Annotated in this window: 23 protein-coding genes and 2 pseudogenes; 16 read left to right on the forward strand and 9 right to left on the reverse strand. The window is 60.1% G+C overall.

The window, feature by feature from the left end:
* Nucleotides 1–1,868: 1,868 nt before the first annotated feature.
* Entirely contained in the window at nucleotides 1,869–2,072 is a 204-nt protein-coding gene (locus FJ957_RS29790; protein ID WP_246686001.1) for a hypothetical protein, read from the reverse strand.
* A gap of 440 nt (nucleotides 2,073–2,512) precedes the next feature.
* On the opposite strand from FJ957_RS29790, the pseudogene FJ957_RS32385 reads away from it, so the two are divergent.
* Nucleotides 2,513–2,795: pseudogene (locus tag FJ957_RS32385) on the forward strand (PilZ domain-containing protein).
* A 623-nt stretch (nucleotides 2,796–3,418) separates the two neighbouring features.
* On the opposite strand, the gene FJ957_RS29800 reads toward FJ957_RS32385, so the two are convergent.
* Entirely contained in the window at nucleotides 3,419–4,465 is a 1,047-nt protein-coding gene (locus tag FJ957_RS29800) for an AraC family transcriptional regulator (RefSeq protein ID WP_140836583.1), read from the reverse strand.
* Between the two features lie 166 nt (nucleotides 4,466–4,631).
* Between FJ957_RS29800 and FJ957_RS29805 the strand changes: the two genes are divergently transcribed.
* The 7 genes and pseudogenes from FJ957_RS29805 to FJ957_RS29840 all read left to right on the forward strand — a co-directional run bounded on the left by FJ957_RS29805 (nucleotide 4,632) and on the right by FJ957_RS29840 (nucleotide 11,014).
* Nucleotides 4,632–5,084 carry a cupin domain-containing protein gene (locus FJ957_RS29805; protein ID WP_140836585.1) on the forward strand — a complete coding sequence of 151 codons (453 nt, stop codon included), beginning with the start codon at nucleotides 4,632–4,634 and terminating at the stop codon, nucleotides 5,082–5,084.
* A 180-nt stretch (nucleotides 5,085–5,264) separates the two neighbouring features.
* Nucleotides 5,265–5,930 carry an outer membrane protein gene (locus FJ957_RS29810; protein ID WP_140836587.1) on the forward strand — a complete coding sequence of 222 codons (666 nt, stop codon included), beginning with the start codon at nucleotides 5,265–5,267 and terminating at the stop codon, nucleotides 5,928–5,930.
* A gap of 93 nt (nucleotides 5,931–6,023) precedes the next feature.
* Nucleotides 6,024–7,051: pseudogene (locus FJ957_RS29815) on the forward strand (amino acid ABC transporter substrate-binding protein).
* A gap of 633 nt (nucleotides 7,052–7,684) precedes the next feature.
* Entirely contained in the window at nucleotides 7,685–8,089 is a 405-nt protein-coding gene (locus FJ957_RS29820; RefSeq protein WP_140836589.1) for a hypothetical protein, read from the forward strand.
* Between the two features lie 39 nt (nucleotides 8,090–8,128).
* Nucleotides 8,129–8,269, forward strand: coding sequence for a hypothetical protein (locus FJ957_RS29825; RefSeq protein ID WP_181180768.1), 141 nt, complete (start codon nucleotides 8,129–8,131; stop codon nucleotides 8,267–8,269).
* 520 nt (nucleotides 8,270–8,789) lie between these two features.
* Nucleotides 8,790–9,251, forward strand: a complete 462-nt coding sequence (locus tag FJ957_RS29835) for a MucR family transcriptional regulator (RefSeq protein ID WP_140836591.1) — start codon at nucleotides 8,790–8,792, stop codon at nucleotides 9,249–9,251.
* 764 nt (nucleotides 9,252–10,015) lie between these two features.
* The gene (locus FJ957_RS29840; RefSeq protein ID WP_140836593.1) at nucleotides 10,016–11,014 is read left to right on the forward strand and encodes a LysR family transcriptional regulator; all 999 of its coding nucleotides are present in this window, start codon (nucleotides 10,016–10,018) and stop codon (nucleotides 11,012–11,014) included.
* A 217-nt stretch (nucleotides 11,015–11,231) separates the two neighbouring features.
* Here the strand turns inward: FJ957_RS29840 and FJ957_RS29845 are convergent, their stop codons facing one another.
* On the reverse strand, nucleotides 11,232–11,870 hold the full coding sequence (locus FJ957_RS29845) for an isochorismatase family protein (protein ID WP_140836595.1): 639 nt from the start codon (nucleotides 11,868–11,870) through the stop codon (nucleotides 11,232–11,234).
* Between the two features lie 61 nt (nucleotides 11,871–11,931).
* On the reverse strand, nucleotides 11,932–12,519 hold the full coding sequence (locus FJ957_RS29850) for an antibiotic biosynthesis monooxygenase (protein WP_140836597.1): 588 nt from the start codon (nucleotides 12,517–12,519) through the stop codon (nucleotides 11,932–11,934).
* 394 nt (nucleotides 12,520–12,913) lie between these two features.
* Between FJ957_RS29850 and FJ957_RS29855 the strand changes: the two genes are divergently transcribed.
* The 8 genes from FJ957_RS29855 (at nucleotide 12,914) to FJ957_RS29890 (ending at nucleotide 20,296) form a co-directional block, all read left to right on the forward strand.
* Entirely contained in the window at nucleotides 12,914–13,570 is a 657-nt protein-coding gene (locus FJ957_RS29855) for a hydrolase (protein WP_140836599.1), read from the forward strand.
* 189 nt (nucleotides 13,571–13,759) lie between these two features.
* The gene (locus tag FJ957_RS29860) at nucleotides 13,760–14,230 is read left to right on the forward strand and encodes a (2Fe-2S)-binding protein (protein WP_140836700.1); all 471 of its coding nucleotides are present in this window, start codon (nucleotides 13,760–13,762) and stop codon (nucleotides 14,228–14,230) included.
* Nucleotides 14,231–14,232: 2 nt separating this feature from the next.
* The gene (locus tag FJ957_RS29865; RefSeq protein ID WP_140836703.1) at nucleotides 14,233–16,407 is read left to right on the forward strand and encodes a xanthine dehydrogenase family protein molybdopterin-binding subunit; all 2,175 of its coding nucleotides are present in this window, start codon (nucleotides 14,233–14,235) and stop codon (nucleotides 16,405–16,407) included.
* A 129-nt stretch (nucleotides 16,408–16,536) separates the two neighbouring features.
* The gene (locus FJ957_RS29870) at nucleotides 16,537–17,010 is read left to right on the forward strand and encodes an ester cyclase (protein WP_140836601.1); all 474 of its coding nucleotides are present in this window, start codon (nucleotides 16,537–16,539) and stop codon (nucleotides 17,008–17,010) included.
* 27 nt (nucleotides 17,011–17,037) lie between these two features.
* Nucleotides 17,038–17,991: a zinc-binding dehydrogenase gene (locus FJ957_RS29875; protein ID WP_140836603.1), complete on the forward strand. Its 954-nt coding sequence runs from the start codon at nucleotides 17,038–17,040 to the stop codon at nucleotides 17,989–17,991.
* A 124-nt stretch (nucleotides 17,992–18,115) separates the two neighbouring features.
* Entirely contained in the window at nucleotides 18,116–18,985 is an 870-nt protein-coding gene (locus tag FJ957_RS29880; protein WP_140836605.1) for an NmrA/HSCARG family protein, read from the forward strand.
* A gap of 13 nt (nucleotides 18,986–18,998) precedes the next feature.
* Nucleotides 18,999–19,325, forward strand: a complete 327-nt coding sequence (locus FJ957_RS29885) for a hypothetical protein (protein WP_140836608.1) — start codon at nucleotides 18,999–19,001, stop codon at nucleotides 19,323–19,325.
* A complete protein-coding gene (locus FJ957_RS29890; RefSeq protein WP_140836614.1) occupies nucleotides 19,322–20,296 on the forward strand; it encodes an MFS transporter in 975 nt (324 codons plus the stop codon). Before FJ957_RS29885 ends, FJ957_RS29890 begins: the two co-directional genes overlap by 4 nt.
* Nucleotides 20,297–20,549: 253 nt before the next feature.
* Here FJ957_RS29890 and FJ957_RS29895 read toward each other — a convergent pair whose 3' ends face one another.
* From FJ957_RS29895 to FJ957_RS29915, 5 genes are read right to left on the reverse strand one after another with little or no spacing between them, the layout of a single operon-like run.
* The gene (locus FJ957_RS29895; protein ID WP_181180769.1) at nucleotides 20,550–21,482 is read right to left on the reverse strand and encodes a LysR substrate-binding domain-containing protein; all 933 of its coding nucleotides are present in this window, start codon (nucleotides 21,480–21,482) and stop codon (nucleotides 20,550–20,552) included.
* On the reverse strand, nucleotides 21,469–22,314 hold the full coding sequence (locus tag FJ957_RS29900) for an alpha/beta hydrolase (RefSeq protein WP_140836620.1): 846 nt from the start codon (nucleotides 22,312–22,314) through the stop codon (nucleotides 21,469–21,471). Before FJ957_RS29900 ends, FJ957_RS29895 begins: the two co-directional genes overlap by 14 nt.
* A complete protein-coding gene (locus FJ957_RS29905) occupies nucleotides 22,311–23,417 on the reverse strand; it encodes a zinc-binding dehydrogenase (protein ID WP_181180772.1) in 1,107 nt (368 codons plus the stop codon). Before FJ957_RS29905 ends, FJ957_RS29900 begins: the two co-directional genes overlap by 4 nt.
* Nucleotides 23,417–24,763 carry an FAD-dependent oxidoreductase gene (locus FJ957_RS29910; protein ID WP_140836627.1) on the reverse strand — a complete coding sequence of 449 codons (1,347 nt, stop codon included), beginning with the start codon at nucleotides 24,761–24,763 and terminating at the stop codon, nucleotides 23,417–23,419. Before FJ957_RS29910 ends, FJ957_RS29905 begins: the two co-directional genes overlap by 1 nt.
* Nucleotides 24,670–25,665, reverse strand: coding sequence for a fatty acid desaturase (locus tag FJ957_RS29915; protein WP_140836631.1), 996 nt, complete (start codon nucleotides 25,663–25,665; stop codon nucleotides 24,670–24,672). The genes FJ957_RS29910 and FJ957_RS29915 overlap by 94 nt, the downstream gene beginning before the upstream one ends.
* Nucleotides 25,666–25,692 lie beyond the last annotated feature (27 nt).

Here is a 25,692-nt window from a genome sequence, read left to right on the forward strand (position 1 = left end):
CAGATTTTGTCCGGGGCTTTTTTTGCGCTCAGGGCTCTGCTCAACGCGCCGCCCCTAAGGTTCCCATCGGGCGAGGGTGGAGCGGGACCATCACAGATTCAGTGGGACTCGAACTTACGACGCGCTCTTGCGGAGCCGCTCTACCAACTGAGCTACAGGCCTTAGACCTCGCACCCCGCGCTTCTGCAGCCTTGGCCTTCGGCTGCCGTGCCCTTCCCGAGAGGTGGGTAACAGTTCCTTCCGGATAGATGGGTTACACTTTCGGCCCTTTGCGAGGAGAGCAAGGTGCCTTGGAAGGAGTGTAACGTCATGGAAGAGCGGCTGAAGTTCATCGCCCGGCTGCTGGACGGCGAGAAGATGGCTGTGCTTCGGCTTTCCGCTCCTGGAGCTACTTCACTTCGGGAGCCTGAGCTACCTCAACCTGTTTGACCGATCCGAGGGCCAATGATACCGCTACCGGACACGCGCCATTCTCATTTGCCGGGCTGTGGGCCTGCAACCAGACGCTGGACGTCCCGAGCTGCACGATAGTCACCGAACCGGCTGGGGCGACGATGCGGCAGCTTACGATCGGCAGCCGGTGATATTGGATCCGGCCTATTACGATGCCTGGCTGGACCCTAGCACGCCGGCAGGAGAGCTGAAGGGCGTGCTGTCTCACGATCTGGACCACCAGCTTCAGTTCAATCGTGTCGGCCGAGAGATAGACACATCGGCCATCAACAAGCAGCCGGACGACCATTCTAGGCTCGTCGGGCCCATCAACCCGCTATGAGCGACGAGCCAGCGCGCCCCCGGGGAGGCCGTCAGGCACGCGAACGCGGTTCTGTCGGCATGTCTGCGAGCACGCCGGCTGTGGCAACGATGCCGGATGGGGCTTTGCTCGGCCGCGTCCACCATCGCATTGGTTTTGCTTCGAGCACTGCGGCGAAGGAAGGAAATTTCTATGATCGAGCTGCTCCACACTGCCGAAGGCAGCCAGGACGAATTGGCCTCCTTCCGATCGTCACTGAATTAAGAGACCGCCTGGGCTATGCAGGATCGCCTCAAAGACGACCTGATACACTCCCTCCCGGTGCTGCCGATGCCGAGCTACTTGGCGTCAGCGAAAAGCTTCTGCACCAACTCGGCAACCGAGATGATGTCGGCGCTTCCGACGGACTCCAGGTTGTTAGCAATCCACTTGTGCAGGAAGTTGGTGCCGCGCGTGCTCATGCCCAACAAGGGCGCGGACTGGATTAGGTTCCGCTAGGATTGCCGCCAACTTTTCGCTTCTCCGGCATCATGGCAGGTGGTGAAGTGCAGCCAGAAAAAGGAAGGCCCGCCATCCTCCGATCGGTCAATAGGCGCACGATGCAACCTCTTTCGGCCGTGAACGACCGTCCATTAGAGATCGCTTGTTTCGAACGGGCCGCGAACAGAATGAACACACCGCCCCTGGCTGCACAAAGACTGTCACCTGACCGTTAATGGGACGCGTGTGTTGGCACCGCAATTGCACTGACCTGTTGGACAGCCAGGGCGGACAAATAGATGCGTATATCGGTAGGACCAGCTAAGCGCGAGGGGTCGTCTCGAACGATATTTCATCGTCCGTTGACCGATGGAGACGTCCGACAAGGAACACCCGGAGCGGTCATCGTGTCGATCGACGCCGAGGGCCTATATACCGACGGGTCGCGGTATAGATACACAATGGAGTTCACACTAGACGAACTGCAGGTGGCGATAAGGGGGTCACAGCGCTAAGTCAGTTTAAGAGGCGGCCTCGCAGGGCGCGGGATTCGAAAAGCCCGTCGCAGCTAATGAGCGTAAGCGACGGGCTTTTCGAGAGTAGACGACCGCATCCTGCCACTCGAAATCGACCGCTAGCCTACAACCGTTGAGCGATTGAATTGTTCCAATTCGGGACGGAAAGGCTGCTTCTGGACGTTCGCCTCTTTGATGATCCGCAAGGCTTCTTCGGTGGTGATACCGCACCTGCGAGCATAATAGGCGGCTTCCGTTTGAAGTTCTTCATCAAACGGAAGCGCAACGGCCTGCGTTGCCTCGCGCTTTGCCTTCTTGCCCATGTGACGAATCATACCACAATCTGCCAAGAATGTATTACCTTGCCGGGGTTGGGGTCGGAACCAATCCGAGCGGCCTGACGAGTCCAACCAACCCGGCGAGCCCCAAGTTGGCCAGCGCTGTCTCCGGCTTGTCAGCCACTCAGTTGGCTCGGATGAAGAAGCGTTGCGCCGACGTGCTGGGCAGTCAGGGCAGCTATGATCGGGATTTGCGCCAACTATGCCTGATGATTTCGCAGCGATAGTCTGGCCTGCAGGGCGGAAGTGTGAACAGGCAGGAGGCCCGTTGTGACACTCTCTGGCCTCCAGCCGGTTGGAAAGTCCCCGGCGACAACGCGGCGGGCTTTCCGCCATGCGCGGTTCGTTCCTATGATGATTTCATGATAAGAAGGCGAGGGCTCGAAGGTCGATCGGCGCCATGATTGCGCCTGGAGGAATCTGCGTTGCCGAACAAGGAACACCGTAGCGAACATCGGCAGCGTGTTCTCAAGGGCGCGACGATCATCACCAGCATTACGAACTCGGAAACCGCGTGCACGATCCGCAATCAACACGCGACTGGAGCAGAATTGAAGTGCCGGTTGAAACTAGGGTCCGGCAGAATTTCTACTCTCCGTCCCGGTCGATGGGATCGCTTACCGGTGCATTACGCGCTGGCGGAAGAACGACAGGATAGGCGTTCAATTTACCGGCACCGAAAGCAAGCCGAGGCTTCACTATGGCTGACGGATTGGCAATATTCCGCTTGGCAATTGACCTGATATTCGGAATGAACAAAGCCGTCTCATGGGTATGGGATCGGGGTGGCCCTGATCCTTCTGTATGTCCTCCATGTGATTAAGCGGGCAAGCCCCAGCCGTCGAAGGTGCCGCAGAGCAACTCCAAGCGCGGCCCTAAGCATCGGCAAAGCCTGCATCTGATCGTCGCGTTTGTAAGCCGGACGGTTACGCTCCTCAGGGGAGAACTTGCCGTGGTCCAGGAAGGATCCAAGGAACACGTCGTGCCGATTGGCGATTAGCCTCTCCGACACCCCGGGCACTTGCATGAAGCGGACGTGCCAAAGCGCGGGCCGGCGTCCAAGGCATTGGTTCCTTTCAGCCCAAGCAATGCTGCCTCAGAGATGATGGCACCGCGAACGTCTCCGCCGTACTGAAGCGCATAAGCATAAGCCACCTGACCACCGATGTCGTGGCCGACGATGTACGGATCAACTCTGCTAGCAGCGTACTGTGAGCGAGGTGCCGGCAATCATCTCGTAAGCGACTATAACTTCCGGGCTGCGCGCAGAGCCTACCCGGGTCAGTTGCTGTGGACGATCTCACGGGGGCATCCCGTATGGCGCGGAGCGGCTAGGACGAAGCAGATCCTATGGCAAAACCTGCAAGAGAGCCGGCCCGTTCCCGCCATTTTCCCGGCGTGATCCCGGTGACACGTTTGAACGCGCGATTGAATGCAGCCTCGGATTGATAGCCTACACCGGTGGAGATGCTGGACAGGCTTTCACGGCCGACACGCAGGCGCTCTCCCGCCAATTGGATACGCCAACTTGTAAGGTATTCGATCGGCGGGCGGCCGAGCAGCGTCTTGAACCGCTCCGCTACGACCGTGCGCGACGAGCCGGTCTTGTCGGCAATCCGGTCGACTGTCCAGTGGTGCGCCGGATCCGCGTGAAGAAGCTGCAGTGTCTTTAGGACAATAGGATCATTCAGCGCCGCGAACCACCCTTTTGCACCTGTTGGAAGCCGCGCCACGTGGCGTCTCAGGACTTCGACGAACAATAGCTCCATAAGTCGCCCCAGGACCGCCTGGGAACCTGGCATCGACGCTTCAATGTTTAAATTGATTTCGCGCACTGTCGCGGCGATCAACTCCCCGACCTTGTCCTGCGATGTGTGTTCAACGATCAGCGTCGGAAGCGTCCTGAAGACCGGAGCAAACAGAAATTCCGAAGATTCAAGAAAGCCGCAAACCATGCGAAGTTCGTCACCGCCTCCTCCATAGTTGACAGTCCACATCCCTTCGATCCGACTCGGCTGAACGATTTGCCCAGCCTCGGCCATCATGAGAGGTTCACCCTTCCAAAACCTGTGACGATCTGCGAATGGCAGAAATAACAGGTCGCCAGCCGCAATGTCTCGCCGCTCACCATTTGCTGCCTCGAATGTGCAGCTGCCAGTCACGATCAAATGAAAAATGCTGATATGGCGCAGGTGCGCCATCGGAGTGCCCGGCTCATAGTACTTTGGCGACACGATACCGAACGGAGCGCTAAAGCACCCGCTCAAGAAGACGGAACCTGTCAGTCGCAGGGACTTCAGCATTTCCGATAGAAGATCCGGCTCGGCGGGAGACCGGCGATCCGGCGTCCCTGCATATAAATCCGGTGTTGCAATCATTTAAATCCGGTGTTGCAATCATTGCTGTTCCTAAAGGTTGGCGTCTACACCTGCCAACGCAGCAGCTCGGCCAAATATTCCGGACAGCACCGGCAACGAACCGATTCATCGACCGTCGAGCTTAACGAAGAACTCAACCGTTCTGCCAACCAGATGGAAAGATATCATGCTCAAGCTCGCCTCCGCATTTGTACTTCTGCTTGTTGGAACAGCGCCCTTGCTGGCTGACGACATGCCGATCAATGCAGACGGTATCAAATGGGGAACCGCTCCTCCGGTCCTACCCGCCGGTGTGGAAATGGCGGTTATTGCCGGAGATCCCTCAAAGGACGGCATTTATGTGCTGAGGCTGAAGATGCCGGCAGGCTACAAAATTCCCGCGCACAATCATCCTACCTCGGAATATGTAACGGTGATTTCCGGCAACTTTCACATCGGAATGGGCGACAAGCTCGACGAGGCGAAAGGCATCGAATTGACTTCTGGCGGCTTCGGGGTAGCCCCGACCGGAATGAATCACTTCGCATGGACCACAAGTGACACAATTGTCCAGGTTCATGGCGAAGGGCCCTTTGCCATCACCTATGTGAACCCGGCGGACGATCCCAGCAAAAAGTGACCGGAACGGAGGCCAGACGGCAAATCCAGCGTCGATCTCAGTCGCTGAGCGACGCGTTCGGTTCGATATCAAAGTAGATTCTATTTGCTGACGCACAGTGGAACGGCAGCGATCGGTAGTATTGCCTCGCTTACCATTCCTATCCTTGAGCGTCGCTTCAATTTTACAGGATAAGCTACGATGAAGAAGACGATCTTGATCGCGTGCGCGATGATTTTTAAGACAGGCTCTGCCTTCGCGGCCGACGCAGTTATCAACAGAGAGCCAGTGCCGGTTGAAACGGGCTTTACCTGGTCTGGCCTCTATGCCGGCGTGGACTTCGGTTATGCGGTCGGACGATCCGAGCTTTTCGCGGGCGGTGGAGGTTCCGTCGATATCAATCCGGACGGTTTCATTGGCGGGATCCATATCGGTATCAACCAAGAAATGGCGAACCGTTTCGTGCTCGGTGCCGAGGCTGACGTTACGAACAATAATGTAGATGGACTGACGAACGTCACCAATGTGTTGGTTGAAAGCAAGCTTACGTGGTCGGGTTCAGCGCGGCTACGCGCCGGCTATGCTTTCGATCGGACTTTGCCGTACATTACCGCAGGCGTGGCAGCGGCCAAATATGAATTGACTGCGATCGGCGCCAGCGTCGGCGGTGAACTGCCACTCCACGACGAAACCCATATTGGCTGGACGGTTGGAGCTGGCGTCGAGCACGCCTTCACCAACGAGTGGATCGCTCGGGTCGAATATCGCTACTCCGACTTCGGCAGCAAGAACCTCTCGGCATCGGCCGGAGCGAGCGTCGATCTCCAGACGCACGATATCCGGGTCGGCCTTAGTTACAAGTTCTGATCTGCATTCCGGGAATGGGCCGGAATGGGAGCTGCGTTCACGCGGAAAATGATCAGGATTTGCCTGAGAAACAGAGAAAAGGGTCTGTAGGTCATGAAACATATTGCTATCGGCATTCTTGGCGCTGCGGCGCTCGGGTTTGCGGCGTCGGCCGCCTCGGCGACCACGCTCGACACCGTCAAGGCGAAGGGCTTTATCCAGTGTGGTGTCAACACTGGACTCGCCGGCTTTGCCGCCCCGAATGACAAGGGCGACTGGCAGGGTATCGATGTCGATTTCTGCCGCGCGGTGGCGGCTGCCGTCTTTGGTGACGGCACCAAGGTCAAGTTCACCCGCTCAGCGCCAAGGAGCGCTTTACCGCGCTGCAGTCCGGCGAGGTCGACATCCTCTCGCGCAACACCACCTGGACGATTAACCGCGATACAGCGCTTGGCCTGAATTTCATCGGCACGACCTACTATGACGGCCAGGGCTTCATGATCAACGCCAAGAAGCTGCCGGGCGTCAATTCGGCCCTGCAGCTTGCGGGCGCCACCGTCTGCGTGCAGAGCGGCACGACCACCGAGCTCAACCTCGCCGACTACTTCAAGGCGAACAAGATGGAATACACTCCAGTCGTCTTCGAGAAGATCGAGGAGACCAATGCCGCTTATGATGCCGGCCGCTGCGACGTCTACACGACCGACCAGTCCGGCCTTTACGGCATCCGCCTGACGCTGAGTTCGCCGGCCGATCACGTCGTGCTCCCCGAGATCATATCCAAGGAGCCTCTTGGCCCTGCCGTGCGCCAGGGCGACGACCAATGGTACCATATCGTCAAGTGGACCTATTTCGCCCTGCTCGACGCCGAGGAACTCGGCATCACCAAGGCCAACGTCGACGAGATGAAAAACTCCGCCAGCCCGGAGATCAAGCGTGTGCTCGGCCAGGAAGCAGACACCAAGATCGGCACCGACCTCGGCGTCTCCAACGACTGGGTCGTCAATATCGTCAAGGCCACCGGCAATTACGGCGAAATGTTCGACCGCAATGTCGGCTCCGGCAGCCCGCTGAAGATCGCCCGTGGCATCAATGCGCTATGGACCAAGGGCGGCCTGCAATACGCGCCGCCGATCCGCTGATCGAAATGTGAACCGGAAGGCAGGCTCCTGCCTTCCGGTTTCTCTTTCACAGGGGACGTGACATGGCATTGCAGGAAATCCTACGCGAGGAGCGCAAGCGATGAGCATCGTCATTCCGCCATTGTCGTGCGATGCGATGAACATGGGTGCCTGAACCTAGCAGCTAGGCGCTTGCCTGGCCGGGATAGGGTACTCGGCAAAGCCAAGTTTCGCGATTCGTTGCTGTCGACCAACGTCCGCCAGTATCCTTGGCGTTGCATCGTCCACAAAATGCCCTGCACCGTAGACGGGCGCTTCGTCGATGTTTCGGGATAACCGGTAGCGCCCTACATTGAACTTTGGGATGTCGGTCATTCTCCTTGGTCTAGAGAGGTCGGGCCGGGCGCACGGGATGTGAGAGGGTTATGCTTGCTGTTGGGGCGGCTGGACGCAACAGGAACCGCAACAATGTTGAGCAATGACGATAGCTTGAGCTTGTCCAGTGGTAGGCAAAGGAAACCCTTCGGCCTAAAATGTCGGACGTTTTACCGATGTTGTTGTTCGGCGAAGGCAGGATCGATCGCAACCCGGGCAAGCGACGACACGAATAGTCCTGCGCGTTAAGCATAGTTCACCCTGGCCGGAGAGAAGCAGATGGATCCATCGAATCAGGGCGTCAAGCCAAAGTTGGATGGCCTGATCACGGAGTTCTTTCGTGCAGTCTCCTTCGAGACTGGCGGAGTGCCCCCGTACGAGACCATTCGTGACTTGTTCATCGAACGCGCCTTGCTCATCAAGAACGTAGGCACGACACCAGAGATTTCGTCGGTTGACGAATTCATCCGACCACGAGAAGCACTGGTGCGATCCGGTACGCTGGCGCGGTTCCATGAAGCCGAGGTTTCGGAATCGACCTTGATCTTCGGCAACGTCGCCCACCGTTTCAGTGCTTACACGAAGTCTGGTACGTCCAGCGGCATTGCGTTCGAGGCACGAGGCATGATCACCACGCAGTTCATCAACACGCCAGCGGGCTGGAAGATGAGCGCGATGGCGTAGGATGACGAGCGGCCCGGTCTATCCATAGATGAAGCGGGCATGACCCGTCAGATCGTTTTCACGCCCAAGGCGGCCAAACCGCCGCCGGCTTACAGCCAGGCAGTCAAGGCCGCCGGACTGGTTTTCGTTTCAGGTACTGCTCCGCCGCAAGCTTCCGCAGTCGCGGCGGGGGAGCGCTGAAAATAACTTGGTTCGGAAGCCCGTTCCGAAAAGGAACCAGGTTCGTCGTCAAAGCGCCGCCGACGTGGCTCGCGATAGTCTCTCTGTTTGCCCATGCTCGTCCCGATTTGCGCGGAAATCGTATTGCGCTAGCGTCAGAATAATCTCCATCGGGCGACGCATTTGTGTCAAATGGCTCTGATGTCGCATTGCCGCGCTGCTGAAGACGCCTGCTCGGTGGCTCGGTCGACTCCCCGTAAATGATCTCGCATCGATAACCGCTCATGGATATGCCAACAGCAGCCGGATCAACACACGCGTCACCTCCAGGGGATACATGGCCATAGATTACGGCCGCGGCGTTGGCGCTTGGAGCACAAGCCCTGGTCCGCTCTCACCGGTCTTGTTGCAAAGAATTAGCTGACGGGCTGCTCCCACCCGCCCTCTCACAAGTCAAAAATGTTGCGGTTGCCATGTGCCGACGAGGAAACTATTACATGGACTTTCGTCGACTGTCCCTTCCGTTGTCCAGGAGCCGTCCGTGACAGAAGAAACCAACAATATCGATACGCTCATCGAGCTCACCGCGGATGTGGTGTCTGCCTACGTCTCGAATAACCCGGTTCCGGTCGGCGACCTTCCCGTTTTGATCGCCCAGGTCCACGCGGCCCTGAAGGGCACCGGGGGCATGATCGAGGAAAAAGCCGAAGTTCAAAAGCCCGCCGTCCCGATCAAGAAATCGGTGACCCCAGACTACATCATCAGCCTTGAGGACGGAAAGAAGTTCAAATCGCTGAAGCGGCATCTCGCAACCCACTATGGCCTATCGCCCGAAGATTATCGCGCCAAATGGGGCCTGCCGGCCGACTATCCGATGGTTGCGCCGAACTATGCCGCAACTCGCTCCGCTCTCGCAAAAACGATTGGGCTCGGCCGCAAGCCGAAGCAGTCGGAAAAATCTGTACCCGTGAAGCGGACGCGGAAGAAAGCGGTAGCCGCCTAATAAGCGCGCCTTCTCGTGATGGAGAGATGAAACCGTCCTCGAAGGCAGTTCCCCGGCTGCGGACAAATCATGATTGCGGCGAGGCTGTCGTCGGTTCACCTGCCTATTTCGAGCGAAGCTCGCCGCAGCAGACGCCGTCTTGCAATTGCCCAAGATCGACTTGCTCAGAGATGGTCGGCGCCTTGCCGTCCACGCTGATAAGCCATGGCGTCAAGCGACCGCTGGTGACCTATGCCGCCTCGATCCGTGACGCGCGGGCGCAGCTTAGTGGTAAACAGGAGCCGGAATAGCACCAGATTGCTGCCAGCGATATGCTCCTTCAAACCGCCGCTTCGATTGGCTCGGCAAGTTCCGGGTTTGCGCGCTGCGATCAAGCAGGTGACCAGCAGCTTGCAGCGAATTCGCCGCTATGACGAAGAGCGTTCGCGGGCAAGGCCGCGGACGATGTCCCGAGCAGCCCGTCCTTCAAGAGACGGAGCCGCTGGGACGCAACGTTATCAAGCACGAACGGCAGCACGGCGATCGCCGGCCTGTTGCGAGGCTTTGACTATCATGACCCTCGATTTCGCACTTAGCGAACTGAGTTGCCAGGGCGCTGCCAATCGAGCCGAACCCGACAATTGCGTGCGTCATTTCTCATTTCCTTGTCGGGCTTTGTTACGGGGATCCTCCCAACCAAGCTAGGTTGACTCGGCACGCCAAAACGTGAGTATTTGCCCTCTTAAATAGCAAATGCTCGTCGTCGTGTGCTGGGAGGAAATCGTATGCCTGATCCGGGAACGCCTACTTTCGACCAATTGCGGGTGTTTATTGCGGTCGTTGACGTTGGCAGCTTCGCCGGGGCAGCGCGACTGCTCAACCGGGCGACGTCGGTCATCAGCTACACGATCACCAATCTGGAGGCGCAACTGGGCGTCACGCTTTTCGAGCGGGATTCCACTCGCCGGCCCCAACTCACCAGCGATGGCCGTGCGTTGCTGGCGGCCGCCAGGGACGTAACCTTGGGCGTCAACCGATTGCGCGCGAAAGCCAAAGCCCTTCATCAAGGCATCGAGCCAGAAGTTCACGTCGCCCTCGACGTCATGTTGCCGGCTGCTCGTGTGGCCGAAGCCCTAAGGAACTTCCACGAGGAATTTCCCACCGTCCCGCTCCGGCTGAGAGCTGAGGCGCTTGGCGCCGTGACCCAACTCGTACTGGATCGGACTTCGATGATCGGCGTTCGCGGGCCCCCCGATATCGAAATCGACGGCTTGGAGCGCATCGGTGTCGGCTGTGTTCATCTTGTCCCGGTCGCCGCGCCCGCCCATCCGCTGGCGTTGGGCGTCAACGCACTCGGCGCCGGGCGCCATCATGTTCAGTTGGTGCTCACCGATCGATCGCCGCTAACGGCAGGTTCGGATATCGGGATCCTGGGCACCCATACTTGGCGCGTGGCAGATCTTGCCATCAAACATATGCTTCTTCGCGAAGGCCTTGGCTGGGGTACGATGCCAGAACCGATGATCGCTGAAGACCTCGCATCCGGCAGGCTTGTACTGCTCGACATGCCGGATTTCAAAGGCGGCCATTATCGCTTCTTTGCGATTCACCGAACGGATATGCCTCCTGGTCCCGCCACGTCGTTCCTGATCAACCAGTTCGAGCGCCAATCGCATGGCATGAATGGCGGCACTTTGCCCGCCTTCGTGTCGCCTGACGCTGCCGCCCCTCCCATCATTTTAAGGAACGAGCAGACTCGCGATGCGTTGGCAGGCGGCGACTAGCCTCTCAAGGCGGCTGGCCGCTTCCTTCATGAGACGATACCCCTCGCCGGTCGCGATGTCCTCGACACGCGACACCTCTGATGCTTTGCCGCCTTGCACGAAATCCTCTGGCGAACGTCCCCAGATCAACGACGCCGGACGATATGCGAGCGCATGCGGCCTGGGTGATCTTGGCGACAGGATCGTTCCGTCACCTGCCGCCAGGGCGGCAACTATTCTAGGACGTAACGCGACCCGATGCGACCGTTGCACTCAGGCCAAGCTTGTCCAATTCGGTCCGATACCAGGCCGAAACGGCATGATACATTTTGCCCTGCGGAGACTGCCAATTGCGGAACCACTCATCGATCGTCGCGCGTGCCGTGTTTGGTATGGCACCGGCTTGCATCATTCGGTTGATACCTGCCTCGTGGGCCACTGCTGATGTCCCGCCGACGGCATCTACAACAAACATTGACGCATGATTGTCATAACGGGCGGACACTACGGGATATACGACACATATTTCGGTCCAAAGACCACAGAAGATCAGGCGTTTGCGGCCTGTCTTCTCCACCGCAGCGCGAAATGCTTCATCCTCCCACGCATTCATCGTCTCGCGATCGATGATTTCCGCGTCGGGCAGCTCGTCCGAAATGGCACTTACAGTCGGACTGTTCACACCTGATCTCACGCTGACGCTGCTCAGCACAATGGGAATGCCAAACGCCTTTGCGGCGCGTATCAAGTACCGCACATTCAACTCGATCAGCGCTGGACCGGTCTCTGATTTCACCGCCTTGAACATTTCTGGCTGATAATCCATGAGGAGAAGCGCCACCTCGTCGAAAGACCATACGCCCGCGGATTTCGTCATCTTGTCTCTCCTGGATTGGTACCCACGCTATGTTGGCCGACTGGAGGGAGATGGTTCATGGTCAACCCGATGATCCTGAATAGAGCCAGTCACGTAAAAAGCTGCTGATTGTCGGCATGACGACGAAGGTCATGAGGACCGCCAGGAGAACGTTGGTCACGATGTTGCTTATTGGAAACGGCCAATGAGGTATCGCGAGCCACTCCAAGGGGATGACAATCGAGGTCAAGGAATAGGTGGCAAAGAATGACGCGACCGCCATCTTCCATTTCGCAGGCGGAGGAAGTCCAGGCGCTTCGGGCAACGAAAACCATGTCTCCATTCCGGTCGCCTGCTGTCGCGACGACGTGGAAAAGGCGTCAGCCTCGCGAGACAATTTTTGTCGCGTCTCTGAGCTCTCCCAAGCCCGTAACGATGCTTCATCTGCGAAGCGGTGTACCAACTGATAAACGTTTGGTTGTCTGGCCCCCGGGGAAAGGATGACCGCGCCGAGGTTATTCGGATACTGCTCCGCTGCTTGGAGAACACGAAAAACCCAATCTCGATAATCCGTTTCATGACCTGAAGTGACGAAACGGCTCACCACCACCGTGACAGGTGTTCGGTCTTCTGGATCTTGCCTCAGCAAAGCATCTGCAGGAGGAGCCATGATGACCTCATCGACTTGAATTTGCGAACCTCTACGATTGTCAGGTCGACAGCCAACTTCGATCGGTCAGGCTGACGGTCGCCGCCAGGATGCCGCGGCTGATTCAAATTGAATGTCAGAGGCTGACTGTCGGGAACAGCCAAATAGTTTTGACAAGCAAGTTCGATCAATTCGAATAGTTCGCTGGCGCACGCTGCACCATGGCGGCCGGAGCAGAAGCACCGGTCCCTGAGCAGTTCGCCATGGCTTGTCGATTGCGTCGAACGTCGCTCGCGACCTTATCTGACTGTTCGCGAGCCATGACTGCGACAATCCTGAGGACGCATCCGAACGTCGTTCCCAGCACCTAATCTGAGCCGATAACCGGACGAAAATTCATCCATAGGAGGACGCGTTGTCAGCATCAGCATTTCCCAAGGCCGGCCTCGAAGCAATGTTAACACCTGACAATTGCGTCCTTATGCTTATCGATCATCAGGCCTTCCAGGTTGCTGGGGTTCGGAATATCGACCCGCAGACCATGATCAACAACACGGTCGCCCTTGCGAAGATCGCCAAGGCCTTCAACGTTCCGACACTTCTGACCACAGTGATCAAGGATCGCGGTGGCGACCTTCTCAAGGCGATCCAGGACGTGTTCCCCGATCAGGTTCCGATCGACCGGACCTTTATCAACACCTGGGAGGACAAGGCCTGCGTCGACTGGGTGAAGAAGACCGGCCGGAAGAAAGTCGTCATTGCTGGCCTCTGGACCGAAATATGTGTCGCTTTCCCCGTTATTCAGGCGCTTGGCGAAGGCTGGGAAGTCTATTTTGTGACCGACGCTTCCGGCGGCGTCAGTACTGAAGCGCATGATCGCGGCGTTCAACGGATGATCCAGGCCGGCGCCGTGCCGCTGACCTGGCTGGTGTTTGCATCGGAACTCCAGCGCGATTGGGCGCGGGAAACGACCGTTCCGGCGTTCGGCCAAGTGTTGCTCGATCATGGCGGAGCAACCGGCACAAGCCTCGCTTGGGAGTGGCAGTTGCTCGGCTCTCGTGGCGGTGCCTGAGATCGACCAGGCAATTTGGCGAAGGGCCGGCGCACAAGTCGTCGACCTTCGCCAGAGCTGAATTCTTCGGCGACTTTCATCCAGAAGCGCCCTCGCATCGGGAGGCGAGACGGCCACGTTGCGCGGACCGCTTCCCGAAGCACGCCTCGTGTGCGCGCGGGTTCGTGGCAAATCAAAGGAAAGAAGCTCATGGCCTTCAACATCAAAATCAACGAAAGCGCGCACAGTGTCGATGTCGACGGCGACACGCCATTGCTTTGGGTCCTGCGCGATGTTCTCGGCATGACAGGAACGAAGTTCGGGTGCGGTGCAGCGCTTTGCGGCGCGTGCACCGTGCATGTCGACGGTGTCGCCACGCGATCCTGCATCACCTCGGTCGACAGCATCGGCAATTCGCAGATCACCACGATCGAAGCCATCGGCAAGACGGAGGCCGGCGCGAAGATCCAGCAGGCCTGGCTTGAACGCGAGGTCGTGCAGTGCGGCTATTGCCAGTCGGGCCAGATCATGTCGGCAACGGCGCTGCTAGCGGCCAATCCGAGTCCGACCGACGCGGATATAGACGACGCCATGAGCGGCAACATCTGCCGTTGCGGCACCTACGCCCGGATACGCGATGCCATCAAGTTGGCCGCGCAATCCAGCAGCAACGGAGGCTAACCATGACGCAGGATCATACTGCTCACAGCACATCCCTCGGCGCGCTTTCGCGGCGCAGCTTCCTGACCGTGGCCGCCGGCGCCGGCGGCGGATTGGTTCTGGGTCTCGGTCTGCCGTTCAACCAAAGCGATGCCGCCGGTTCCGACGACTTCACTCCCAACGCTTTCATCCGCGTCGAGCGCAACGGTCAGGTCATACTGACCATGCCCTACGTCGAGATGGGTCAAGGCGCCTACACCTCTATACCGATGCTGATTGCCGAGGAGCTCGAAGTCGAGCTGAAGCAGGTGGGCCTGGAGCACGCGCCACCCAACGACAAGCTTTACGCCAACCCGCTTTTTGGCATGCAGGCGACCGGCAGTTCCAACACGATACGTGGCGCATGGAAGCCGATGCGCGAGGCTGGGGCAGCCGCCAGGATCATGCTAATCGCCGCCGCCGCAAAACGTTGGGGTGTCGATCCGGCATCCTGCAGCGCCCAAGACGGTGCGGTCATTCATGCATCGAGCGCGCGGCACGTGACGTATGGGGAGATCGCCGCAGACGCTGCGAAAATGCCCATCCCCGCCGATATTCCCTTGAAGGAACCCGCGACGTTCAGGTTGATCGGTACACCCGCCCGACGTCTCGACGCGCCGGCAAAGGTCAATGGAACGGCCGTCTTCGGCATCGATGCCAGACCACAGGGGGTAAAATTTGCCACGCTTGCGCAATCGCCGGCGTTCGGTGGCCGCGTCAAGAGCGTGGATGACGCGGAGGCCAGGGCCGTCAAGGGTGTACGTCAGATCGTGCGGCTCGATGATGCCGTCGCGGTGGTCGCCGACCATATGGGCGCCGCCAAGAAAGGGCTGGCGGCACTCAAGATCGAATGGGACGATGGCCCGAATGCTGCGCTCACCACCGAGGCGGTTGCGCGTGAGCTCGAACAGGCAACGCTTCGCACGGGGGCCGTGGCACAGGACGTCGGCGACACGGATAAGGCCATGGCAGGCGCCGCGACAAACGTCGAGGCAAGCTATGAGGTTCCGTTCCTCGCCCATGCGACGATGGAGCCGATGAACTGCACGGTTCACCTTCGCAAGGACTCCTGCGAGATCTGGATCGGCAGTCAGGCGGTGACGCGCGTGCAAGCGGCGGCGGCAAAGACCGCCGGCTTGCCGCCCGAAAAGGTCGTTGTCCACAATCATCTGATTGGCGGCGGCTTCGGCCGGCGGCTCGAAGCCGACGGCGCAGTCCGTGCCGTTCAGATCGCGCAGCAGGTGGACGGCCCCGTAAAGGTCGTCTGGAGCCGCGAGGAAGACATCCAGCACGATATGTACCGGCCCTACTGGTACGACCGGATCGCCGCCGGCCTGGATGAGAAGGGCAAACCGGTGGCTTGGCGCCATCGCTTCGCGGGGTCGTCCGTCATTGCGCGATGGGTGCCGCCCGGCTTCAACAACGGCCTCGATCCGGACTCGACGGACGGCGCGATCGATCTCGTCTATGGCCTGCCCAACCTTCATGTCGAGTTCGTGCGGGTGGAGCCGCCTGGCATCCCAACGGCTTTCTGGCGCAGCGTCGGCCCCTCGCACAACGTGTTCGTCGTGGAAAGCTTCATGGACGAGCTGGCGGCCGCTGCAAAACAGGACGCTGTCGCCTATCGGAGGGCTCTTCTCGAAAAATCGCCACGCGCCAAGGCGGTGCTTGATCTCGCCGCGGAGAAGGCGGGCTGGGGGCAGCCGTTGCCGAAAGGCAGCGGTCGCGGGGTCTCGCTGCAGTTCGCTTTCGGCAGCTACCTTGCCCAGGTTGCTGAAGTCGAAGTGTCGAAGGACGGAGCCGTCCGCGTTCGGCGCGTGGTTTGCGCAATAGATTGCGGCGTGGTGATCAATCCCGACACGGTGCAAGCGCAGCTCCAGAGCGGAACCATCTTCGGCGCGACCGCTGCGCTCTATGGCGAGATCACGCTGAAGAACGGCCGTGTCGAGCAGACGAACTTCGATACCTATCAAATGCTGCGCATGAACGAGGCGCCGATCATCGACGTTCACATCGTGAAGAGTTCGGAGCCGCCGGGTGGTTTGGGCGAAACAGGTACGTCGTCAATCGTGCCCGCAATCAGCAACGCCATCTTCGCGGCAACCGGGAAGCGTCTGCGCAAAATGCCGATCGACAGCAACATGCTCAAATCGACATAAGCGTTGGGAGCAAAAAGAAGATCAGACTGTTAGCTGGCGCGATCCAAGGGCACGCCGCGGCCTGGATTGCCGCAAAGCGCAATGCAGCCCCACGGCGTCGCGAACTCCATTCCGCCATGCAGGGAAGCCATGAAGTCCTTCATCACATTAATCGCAGGGTCGTTGTTCGCAGTTCAGGCGAGCGCGGCGCCGCTGTCCAAAGACCCGAAACACATCGCATCGCAATGGTACGAAGCCTTTGCACGTCACGATGCAAAACTGCTTGAGGACATACTGGCGCCGAGCTGGGTCGACATTCCGTCACCACCGGGCACTCCACACGGCCCCGAGGCCGCAAAAGCGGCCATGGCGATGCTGGTGGCAGCATTCCCGGATTTCGACATCAAGATCGATGACCTCATTCAGGAAGGCGGCAAGGTCGTCGTGCGGTCGACGATCACCGGAACGCAGCGCGAGACTTTTGCCGGTCTGCCCGCAACCAGCCGATCGATGAAGATCCAGGCCGTCGACATCCATGAAATCGAGAACGGCAAGATCGTGCGCACCTGGCACACCGAGGACTGGATGACCGGTCTGCGGGAACTTGGCCACCTGCCTCGATAGGAAATCGAGATCACAAGGACAAACGCCATGTCTTCAGTCATCCGTGTACGCCGCACCGGAGACCCTTCCGTTCTCGTTCTCGAGGAGGATTCGATCGGTGCTCCCGGTCGAGGTCAAGTCAAGGTTCGTCAGGACGCGATCGGTCTGAATTTCATCGACACCATGTTCCGTTCGGGTGCCTTCCGAACGGACTTGCCCTTTGTACCCGGAGTCGAGGCCGCCGGTGTTATCACGCAAACAGGCCCGAAAACCGAAGGCTTCAAGGTCGGCGATCGAATTGCCTATTTCTTTGCACCCGGCGCCTACGCCAGCGAGCGCCTTGTCGACATCGCGCCTCTTGTGCACCTGCCGGACGACATGCCTGCCGAAACCGCGGCGGGGTTGCTGACGAAAGGCGTAACGGCATGGCTGGCCGTCAAACGACTGCATGAAGTGAAGCCGGGCGACACGGTGCTGGTTCAAGGCGCAACGGGTGGCGTCGGCTCGTTGGTCGCGCGGTGGGCCAAAGCATTAGGCGCGACCGTGATCGCTGTCGGTTCAAGCGCCAAACTTGGGCGCATTTCGGCCGACGCGGACCATGCCCTTGCTTCCGATCAGGCCAACCTTCCTGACCGCATTCGCACTGTCGCACCCAAAGGCGTCGACGTCGTCTACGAGTTCGTGGGTAGGGCGACGTTCGCGGCCTCGGTTGGCGCGGTTCGAGATGGCGGAGCAATTTTCACGATCGGCGCCTCGTCAGGCCCTCCAGAGATCGATCAAAAGGCACTCGCCGCTCGCGACGTCAAGATCGGCCAGGCGAGCGCCGCGGCGATCGTGAAAGGCCCGATGCTGACCCAGGCGGCCACCGAAGTCTTTGATCAGTGGCGGGACGGCATCTTCGGGGAAATCGAGCTTCATCGCTACCGGCTGGCGGAGGCGGCGCAGGCGCACGAAGACTACATCGCGCGCAGGATTGGTCCAAACCCGATCCTGTTACCTTGAGGCTTCGCCGCGAAGCACCCTGCGCCGGGAAACGTGTGATCTCGTCAGCCGGCAGGTCGTCCAGCGCCGGGCAAGGCCGCGGTCCTCCTCGGAACGTCAATTTGATCCAATACGGAGAAGTCTCATGACCATCCTCGTTATCGGCGCTACCGGCAATGTCGGGAGCGAGGTCGTCGCACAGCTTGTCAAGCGCGGCGCCGACGTGCGAGCACTTGTCCGCGATCCCGCAAAGGCCAAGGTCCCAGCGGGCGTCGCCGTGGCACGGGGCGATCTGCTCGACGTCGATTCGCTGCGCAGCGCGATCTCCGGTATCTCGACGCTGTTCCTGGTCAACGGCGTGGTTGCCGACGAGTTCACACAGGCGCTGATTGCCCTCAACGTGGCTCGTGAAGCCGGCATCGAGCGGATCGTCTACCTCTCGGTGATCCACAGTGACCTCTACGTGAACGTGCCCCACTTCGCGGGCAAGTTCGGCGTCGAGCGGATGATCGAGCAGACGGGCCTCAACGCCACGATCCTGCGCCCGGCCTACTTCATCAACAACGACGTCGGCATCAAGGACGTGATCACCGGCCATGGCATTTACCCGATGCCAATCGGCAGCAAGGGCTTGGCAATGGTCGATATACGCGATGTCGGCGAGATCGCGGCGATCGAACTGGTCCGCCGCGAACGAGCCTCCATGCCGCTTCCGCTCGATCGTATCAACGTCGTCGGTCCGGACACACTGACCGGCGAAGACGTCGCTGCCGTCTGGACCGAAGTGCTGGGCCGCGCGATTGCCTTCCCCGGCAACGACACCGCCGGCTTCGAGCAGAATTCTCGCCAGTTCATGCCGAACTGGATGGCGCTGGATATGCGTCTGATGGCCGAGTGCTTCATCACCGAAGGCATGGTGCCTGATGCAGGCGACGTCGAACGCCTCACCAAGCTCCTCGGACGCCCCCTGCGGTCTTACCGCGACTTCGCCTCCGAGATCGCGGCGTTGGCCTGACAGCGACTGCACCGTGCAATTCAATTACCATATCCCGGAGAAGAAGCTTGCCGGGCACCGGGCGCTGAAACAGATCGCCGATACCCACCGTGTCGATCTTCGTACCACCGCGATGCAATTCAGCGCCGCCCCTGATGTCGTCGTCGCGCTGGTGGTCGGCGCCGCCAATAGCGGCCGGGTACTGGCCAACGTCACCGCGATGAAGAGGAGGATCCCGGCTGACTTTTGGGCCGCACTGAAGGCCGAAGGGCTGATCGAGCGGTCCGCTCCGGTACCGCAGGGACTTTCGAGCCTGCCTGAAATTTCTTCCGACGGGTCGTTCGAGGAGGACCTTGCATGAAGGCGGGCGCTAGTCAGGAGAGTGGCAAGACCACCTTCGCAGCGGCCGCGTCTCCATTGAGCCCCTTTCGCCACAAGGCGTTCGTGATTCTTTGGACCGCGACCGTCATCGCGAACATCGGCACCTGGATGTACAACGCGGGCTCGGGTTGGTTGATGACCAGTCTCAACGCCGACCCGTTCATCGTGTCGCTGGTGCAGGTTGCGACTGATCTTCCAATGTTCCTTTTCGCGCTGCCCGCCGGCGCGCTCACCGACATCATCGACAAGCGTCGCTATTTGCTCGGCGTCGAGGTGGCGACAACATTGGTTGCCGCGGCGATCGCGCTGTTCGTGTCGCTAGCTCTGGTCACGCCCGGCATCCTGCTACTATTTACCTCCCTGCTCGGAGTGGGAGCGGCCTTGGCTGCGCCCGCATGGCAATCGGTCGTGCCACAATTGGTTCCAAGACAGGACCTTTCAGTTGCGGTCGCTGTCAACAGCGTTGGAATCAATATCAGCCGCGCAGTCGGCCCTGCGCTCGCAGGCGTACTCATCGCCGCGATCGCAATGTCGGCGCCCTTCTGGCTGAACGCAATTTTCAACCTAGCGACCGTTTGCGCCTTGTGGTGGTGGAAGCCTGTGCGACCTGCGGCTGGCGCGCTGAGATCTGAGAGATTTGCAAGTGCGATTCGAACCGGCTTTCGGCACGCCCGGCACAACCCGCACCTGCGCGCCACGCTGATCCGTGCAGCAGCCTTCTTCGTCTTCGCAAGCGCCTATTGGGCTCTGCTCCCGCTCGTCGCCCGCAACCGCATTGCTGGCGGACCGAAGCCGGGCCGCTTCGTCGAAACATTCTTCACCGAATCCTGGCTCGAACATTTGCGTCAGCACGAACGCGTTACCAATGCCGACCGCACGATCCAGAGCGACGTTGACCTATTCCAGATCAAGGGCACTCCGAAAGTCACGCACCTTATCGCTTCGTCGTGACCGCCAGCTTCCAATTGGATCACGCCAGCGCAAATCTAGCTAGGATGTCGCGCTCCGCTTCAGCTTCGCCACTTCTTGCGCAGCCGGTCAATCTCCTGATGCTCCGGCTTCAGGCCAAAGCATTTTTGAGCGGACATCAGGTTGACTTGGCTAATTCAGCGACCCGATCCATTGTAGATTTGGCCCTCCAGCCAAGTCGCCCTTCCGCCGATAACCCGAAGGGCCTTCTGATCCTGGCGCCTCGGGTTGATGTTCATTCCTTGCAGAGGACGGCGGCAGCCATCTGGTTGAACTTCAGATTTGAAACTTCCGTCACAAGCTTCATGAAGGCTCCGATTGGACGAAGTTCTTGACGCGCCTTCAGGCACGTTGCGAAAGACTCGGTGAATGGCTTGTGATCTGCGATTGACAATGGCGTCAGCCGGTCGTCGAGCTGGAACTCGGTCTTTGACACAATGCCGGCACCCAAGCCTGCCGCGACCGCTTCCCGAACACCATCGCGCGGGATCTCCATGACCACGTTTGGTCGGATCCGATGCAATTCCAGCATCTCCTCCAACGCCCGACGGGTCATCGAACCGGGTTCGCGAAAAATCATCCGCTGCCCATCGAGTTCCTCAAGATCGATCTGCTGCCGGCCTGCCCACGGATGGTTGCGGTGGACGAAGATGATGACCTCATGGCGGCCAAGTTGAACGAGATCAAGACGCGGGTCGTCGTAGTCCCGGCCGATGATGGCGACATCCACCTCGTAATTCATGAGCTTGTTATAGACGACGTCGGAATTGCCGCTTTCGAGCGAGACCTGCACTAAGGGGTATTGAGCATGGAACGCGGAGAGAAGTTCCATGACAAAGAACGGACCCACCGTGCCGACGCGCAACTTGCCCGAAATCTGATTGCCCTCGGCGCGCAGTATGCCGACCGCCTGCTCCTCCAGCGAGAAGATCTGGCGCGCCACTGTCAGAAGAGCTTCTCCCGCGTCCGTCAGTTTCAAGCCGCGCGGCGAGCGCAAGAAGAGCTGGACATCATAAGTCTCTTCAAGCGCTTTGACCTGGGTGGTCACGGTCGGTTGGCCGATGCAGAGCAGATCGGCTGCCTTTGTGAAGCTAAGCTCGCGACCCACCGCGTAGAAGGAACGCAGCTGGCTGAAATTGACGAAATGAAGCTTGTTAATGCCGCCCACGACCTGTCTCCTTGCGAAAGGCTTCAGCCATCCGCACGATTTGTTCAGCGATTTCCGAGCGTTCCTCCAACAGATCGCACAATATCGTATAGTGGTTTTTTCCGTGCATCGGAACCAGTTCGGCGTGCTGGCCCGAGCCGCTCCAATAGGAAGAGAACCGTCGGGACTGGTCGCGGAACTCCTGGGTCTCGTCTGTGCCGACGACGGCTGCGAGCCGACAATGCGGCACTGGCCAGCGGATCGGGCTGATCCTTGCGGCCCGCTCTCGATCGAGCCCAAGCGCCGCGTTGAGTGATGTCTCTGCCAGCGGCTCGACATCGAAGATGCCGCTGATCGTGACGCAGCCCGCTAGCGGTGCGCCTGCCGTGAGGCTTCTCATTGCAAGTGTGGCAGCAAGATGACCGCCGGCGGAATGGCCGCTCGCGATCCAGAAAGCCGGGGGCGTTGCAAGGTTTCGCAAAATCGCCTGCACGCAGGCCCCGATGCGCGCAACGATCGCGTCGATACGGGTCTCAGGCGCCAGCGGATAGTTTGGCAGCGCCACGGAGAAGCCGCGGCGAACGAGCGCCGAGCCGACGAAGGAATAACGGTCCTTGTCGAGGCTCTGCCAGTAGCCGCCATGTACGAAAACCACCAGCGGCGCACCCGCGCCGGCCGCAAACAGGTCGAACACCTCACGCGGATGCGCGCCGTAGGCGACGTTGCGCCGGCATGTCAGTGAACTGCGGGCAGCGGCGCTCATCTCATCGAAACGTCTATAGACGTCCGTTCTTTCAGGATGACGGTCGCGAAAGACGTAGCCATATTCCTTGCTGGAATTCGCGCCAATCATTCGAAGAGAACGACACTGCGCACCGACGTTCCCGCTCGCATCAGCTCGAAGCCGCGATTGACATCATCGAGGACCAGCCTGTGCGTGATCTGCCCATCGAGATCGAGCCGGCCCGCCATGTAGTGGTCAATCAGCGTGCCCAGCCCGCTGCGGCCTTTGACGCCGCCGAAATAGCTGCCGCGGATCGAGCGGCCGTAGCGGACGCCTACTGGCGGGAACCCCATTTCGGCGCCGGGTGGCTCGACACCGAGCAGCACTGCGGTGCCCCAGGCCGGCTGGCAGCAGTCGAAGGCCTGCCGCATGACCGGCACGATGCCGGTACATTCGAAGGCAACGTCGACGCCGCCGTCGGTAAGGGCGCGAATCGCCGGCACGAGCTTGCTGCCCTCGCGTGACGCGTGGACAAAATCGGTCATGCCGTAGGAGCGGGCGAGTTCGGACTTGCTGTCCGTCAGGTCGATGCCAATGATCCTTGCGGCGCCGGCAAGCCGCGCTCCTTGCACGACATTGATGCCAATGCCGCCCAGCCCGAAGACGGCAACGGCGTCGCCCTCGCGGACCTCGGCCAGCGCCGCGCCGACGCCTGTCGTGACACCGCAGCCGAACAGGCAGACCTTGTCCAGCGGGGCATCCTTGCGGATCTTCGCCAGCGCAATTTCAGGGACGACCGTATAGCGGGAAAGCGTCGAGGTGCCCATGAAATGGTGCACCGGCTGCGATCCGATCGAGAAGCGCGAAGTTCCATCCGGCATGACGCCCTTGTCGCGCGTCGGCTTGATGGTCCAGCAAAGATTGGTCCGTCCGCTCCTGCACATGCGGCAATGTCGGCATTCGGGACCATAGAGCGGAATGACGTGATCGCCTGGCTCGAGATCGTGGACTCCCTTGCCCACCTCGACCACCCGCCCTGCGCCCTCATGCCCGGGAATAAGGGGGTAGACGCTCGTCGCATTGACGCCGTCGAGCGCGGTGAGGTCCGTATGACAAAGGCCCGAGGCAACGATCTCGACGAGCGCTTCGCCGTGACCGGGCGGCGCAACCTGCACCTCCTCTATTGCGAGCGGCTTGTCGGGTTCGAAGCAGATCGCCGCAGATGACCGGATCATGACACCTGCCTCTCGAGCGTACCGGCAAAGCGTGCAAACCCCTTGCGGACGAGATCGGCGGCGTCCAGCTTTCCACTTGCCTTGATCGTCTCGCGCGCGATGCGGATATCGCGGCCGCAGCCGACGCCGATTGCGCCGATCAGCCGGTCACCCGCCGTGAAATAGGCGAGATAGGCACGGTCGCCCGGTTTGCCGCGCTCATACGCCGGCTCTCCGATACCTGGCATCCCTGCCACTTGTATGTTGAGGTCGTATTGATCCGTCCAAAACCAGGGCACCTCGCTGTAAGGGGATGGATTGCCGCACAGATAAGTCGCAACGATGGCCGCCTGGTCTTCAGCATTCTTCCACGACTCCAACCGCCAGCGCTGGCCGAAGACACGATTCTCATGCGCCGCGACATCGCCGGCGGCGAAGACATCGGGATCACTGGTCTGCCCGAACTCATTGACGACGATGCCGTTGTCGACATGCAGGCCGGCTTCGCCGGCAATCCGGTCGTTCGGTGTGCCGCCGATGCCCACAACGACAAGGTCGGCCTCCAGCATCGATCCGTCATCGAGATGGAGGTGCCCTGCGGCGTCCAGCGTCTCGGACGAAACGACTTGCCGACCACAGAGAATGCGTACGCCTGCCCGTTCATGGAGATCGGCGAGCCATTGTGAAAGATAAGGCGGAAGCAGTCGGCTCAACGGGCGCCCGGCAGCTTCCAGAACCGTCACCGCCGCGCCGAGTTTGACCGCGCCTGCGGCGACCTCCAGGCCGATCAGCCCCGCCCCGACAAGCACCAACCGAGCGCCAGCCACGATGTGGCCGCGTAGCGCGAGCGCGTCCGAGAACGAGCGAAGATAGAAGGTGCGTGCCGCGACAGGCTCAAGCGATCGGATCCTGCGGGGCGACAATCCCGTGGCCAAAACCAGTTTCCGGTAGGAGAGGCTGCGGCCGTTAGAGAGAGCCACGATCTTCTCTCGCCGGTCGATGCCGATCGCTTCAGCGCCCAGATGGAACCGGACGCCGATCTCGTTCCACCGTGCCGGCGATAGCAGATAGGCATTTGCCGGGACGCCGGCCGACGTCAGCACGCCCTTGGACAAAGGCGGCCGCTCGTAGGGCAGCTCCGTTTCGACCCCGGCCACGTCGATCGGCCCGACAAAGCCGCCGTGCCGCAATCTTTCTGCGACGCGACCGCCGGCGTGTCCTGCGCCGACGATCACAACCCCGGTGGTCCTCCCTGGGCCTGCCACGCCGTTCAGGCCCCCTGCCCGGCAGGCGTGGCGCGGCCACTGCGCAGCACCTCGCGGATGATCTCGCGATGCACCTGGAAGTAGCTCTTGCTGACACATTGAAGATGCAGCGAGACCTCGTCATGAAGCCGGCCCAGCGCATGAAACGGCACAGAGGAAGCGAGGTGGTGCTCCGCATGGAACGGCATGTTCCAGTAGAGCATCCTGAGCAACGGGTTCGCGAGCGTGGTCCTGGTATTGGCAAGCAGATTCGGACTTTCCTCGGCGCCGGTGTGCTCGGCCATGCGGATGGCGCGCAGCATCGGCTCGCCCATCACCCGGGGCAGCAGCCAATAGACCAGCGCGATCGTGCTGCCAAAATAGATCGAGACGGCGGCGACGGCGACATAGAAGAGGACGAGCAGCCGAATCTCCAGCATCACCTGCTTCCAGACCGATTCCGGCAGGAACTCACGCTCTTCCTCGGTGAAGCGCCCGGTCGTGCCGCGCCACAGCGTACCGACCAGCTTCGGCCAGAAGGAGAGGCCGACTATCTGCCCGAAATAGTCGCGAAGCGATGTCGGGAACGGCACGATATCTGGATCATGGTCCTCGTGCTGGGTGAAAGTATGGTGGGCGGCATGCCTGTATTTGAAGTAGAGAAAGGGACGGAAGGTGAAGGCAGCGACCGCAAAACCGACGGCGTGGTTGATCCATCGCGAATGGAAGGCGGTGCCGTGCGAGCATTCATGCAAGGGCGCGAAAAGCAGCACGACGACGATGCCGTAAGCGAGCATCGAAGGTATCAGCAGCCACGGTGTTCCCCCCGAGAGGTAGACGGCGAGCACGCCGAGGATCAGGGCCGTAAGATGGACCGCTAATCTGATCAGCCCCGGTCCATTGGACCGCGTGCGAAGCGTCTTCAGCTTGTCGCGTGAAATGATCTCCGGTCCCGTCAGCGGCCATATCTTGCTGCCGATGCCACCGATCCCAGCATAGCTCGCGGAATTATCGCCTTGCATGCCGATCCTCCTTCAGATTGCGCATTG

Origin of the sequence: Mesorhizobium sp. B2-4-6 (assembly GCF_006442775.1) — a bacterium.
Lineage (GTDB): Bacteria > Pseudomonadota > Alphaproteobacteria > Rhizobiales > Rhizobiaceae > Mesorhizobium.

Bases quoted from the DNA above. Each gene is read 5' to 3' on its own strand.
- FJ957_RS29805 (WP_140836585.1), top strand. From the start codon at position 4,632: ATGCTCAAGCTCGCCTCCGCATTTGTACTTCTGCTTGTTGGAACAGCG.
- FJ957_RS29900 (WP_140836620.1), bottom strand. From the start codon at position 22,314: ATGATTGGCGCGAATTCCAGCAAGGAATATGGCTACGTCTTTCGCGAC.
- FJ957_RS29915 (WP_140836631.1), bottom strand. From the start codon at position 25,665: ATGCAAGGCGATAATTCCGCGAGCTATGCTGGGATCGGTGGCATCGGC.
- FJ957_RS29870 (WP_140836601.1), top strand. From the start codon at position 16,537: ATGAAGTCCTTCATCACATTAATCGCAGGGTCGTTGTTCGCAGTTCAG.
- FJ957_RS29850 (WP_140836597.1), bottom strand. From the start codon at position 12,519: ATGGCTCCTCCTGCAGATGCTTTGCTGAGGCAAGATCCAGAAGACCGA.
- FJ957_RS29820 (WP_140836589.1), top strand. From the start codon at position 7,685: ATGGATCCATCGAATCAGGGCGTCAAGCCAAAGTTGGATGGCCTGATC.
- FJ957_RS29790 (WP_246686001.1), bottom strand. From the start codon at position 2,072: ATGGGCAAGAAGGCAAAGCGCGAGGCAACGCAGGCCGTTGCGCTTCCG.
- FJ957_RS29845 (WP_140836595.1), bottom strand. From the start codon at position 11,870: ATGACGAAATCCGCGGGCGTATGGTCTTTCGACGAGGTGGCGCTTCTC.
- FJ957_RS29800 (WP_140836583.1), bottom strand. From the start codon at position 4,465: ATGATTGCAACACCGGATTTATATGCAGGGACGCCGGATCGCCGGTCT.
- FJ957_RS29890 (WP_140836614.1), top strand. From the start codon at position 19,322: ATGAAGGCGGGCGCTAGTCAGGAGAGTGGCAAGACCACCTTCGCAGCG.
- FJ957_RS29810 (WP_140836587.1), top strand. From the start codon at position 5,265: ATGAAGAAGACGATCTTGATCGCGTGCGCGATGATTTTTAAGACAGGC.
- FJ957_RS29865 (WP_140836703.1), top strand. From the start codon at position 14,233: ATGACGCAGGATCATACTGCTCACAGCACATCCCTCGGCGCGCTTTCG.
- FJ957_RS29875 (WP_140836603.1), top strand. From the start codon at position 17,038: ATGTCTTCAGTCATCCGTGTACGCCGCACCGGAGACCCTTCCGTTCTC.
- FJ957_RS29860 (WP_140836700.1), top strand. From the start codon at position 13,760: ATGGCCTTCAACATCAAAATCAACGAAAGCGCGCACAGTGTCGATGTC.
- FJ957_RS29910 (WP_140836627.1), bottom strand. From the start codon at position 24,763: ATGTGTCAGCAAGAGCTACTTCCAGGTGCATCGCGAGATCATCCGCGA.
- FJ957_RS29840 (WP_140836593.1), top strand. From the start codon at position 10,016: ATGCCTGATCCGGGAACGCCTACTTTCGACCAATTGCGGGTGTTTATT.
- FJ957_RS29880 (WP_140836605.1), top strand. From the start codon at position 18,116: ATGACCATCCTCGTTATCGGCGCTACCGGCAATGTCGGGAGCGAGGTC.
- FJ957_RS29825 (WP_181180768.1), top strand. From the start codon at position 8,129: ATGACCCGTCAGATCGTTTTCACGCCCAAGGCGGCCAAACCGCCGCCG.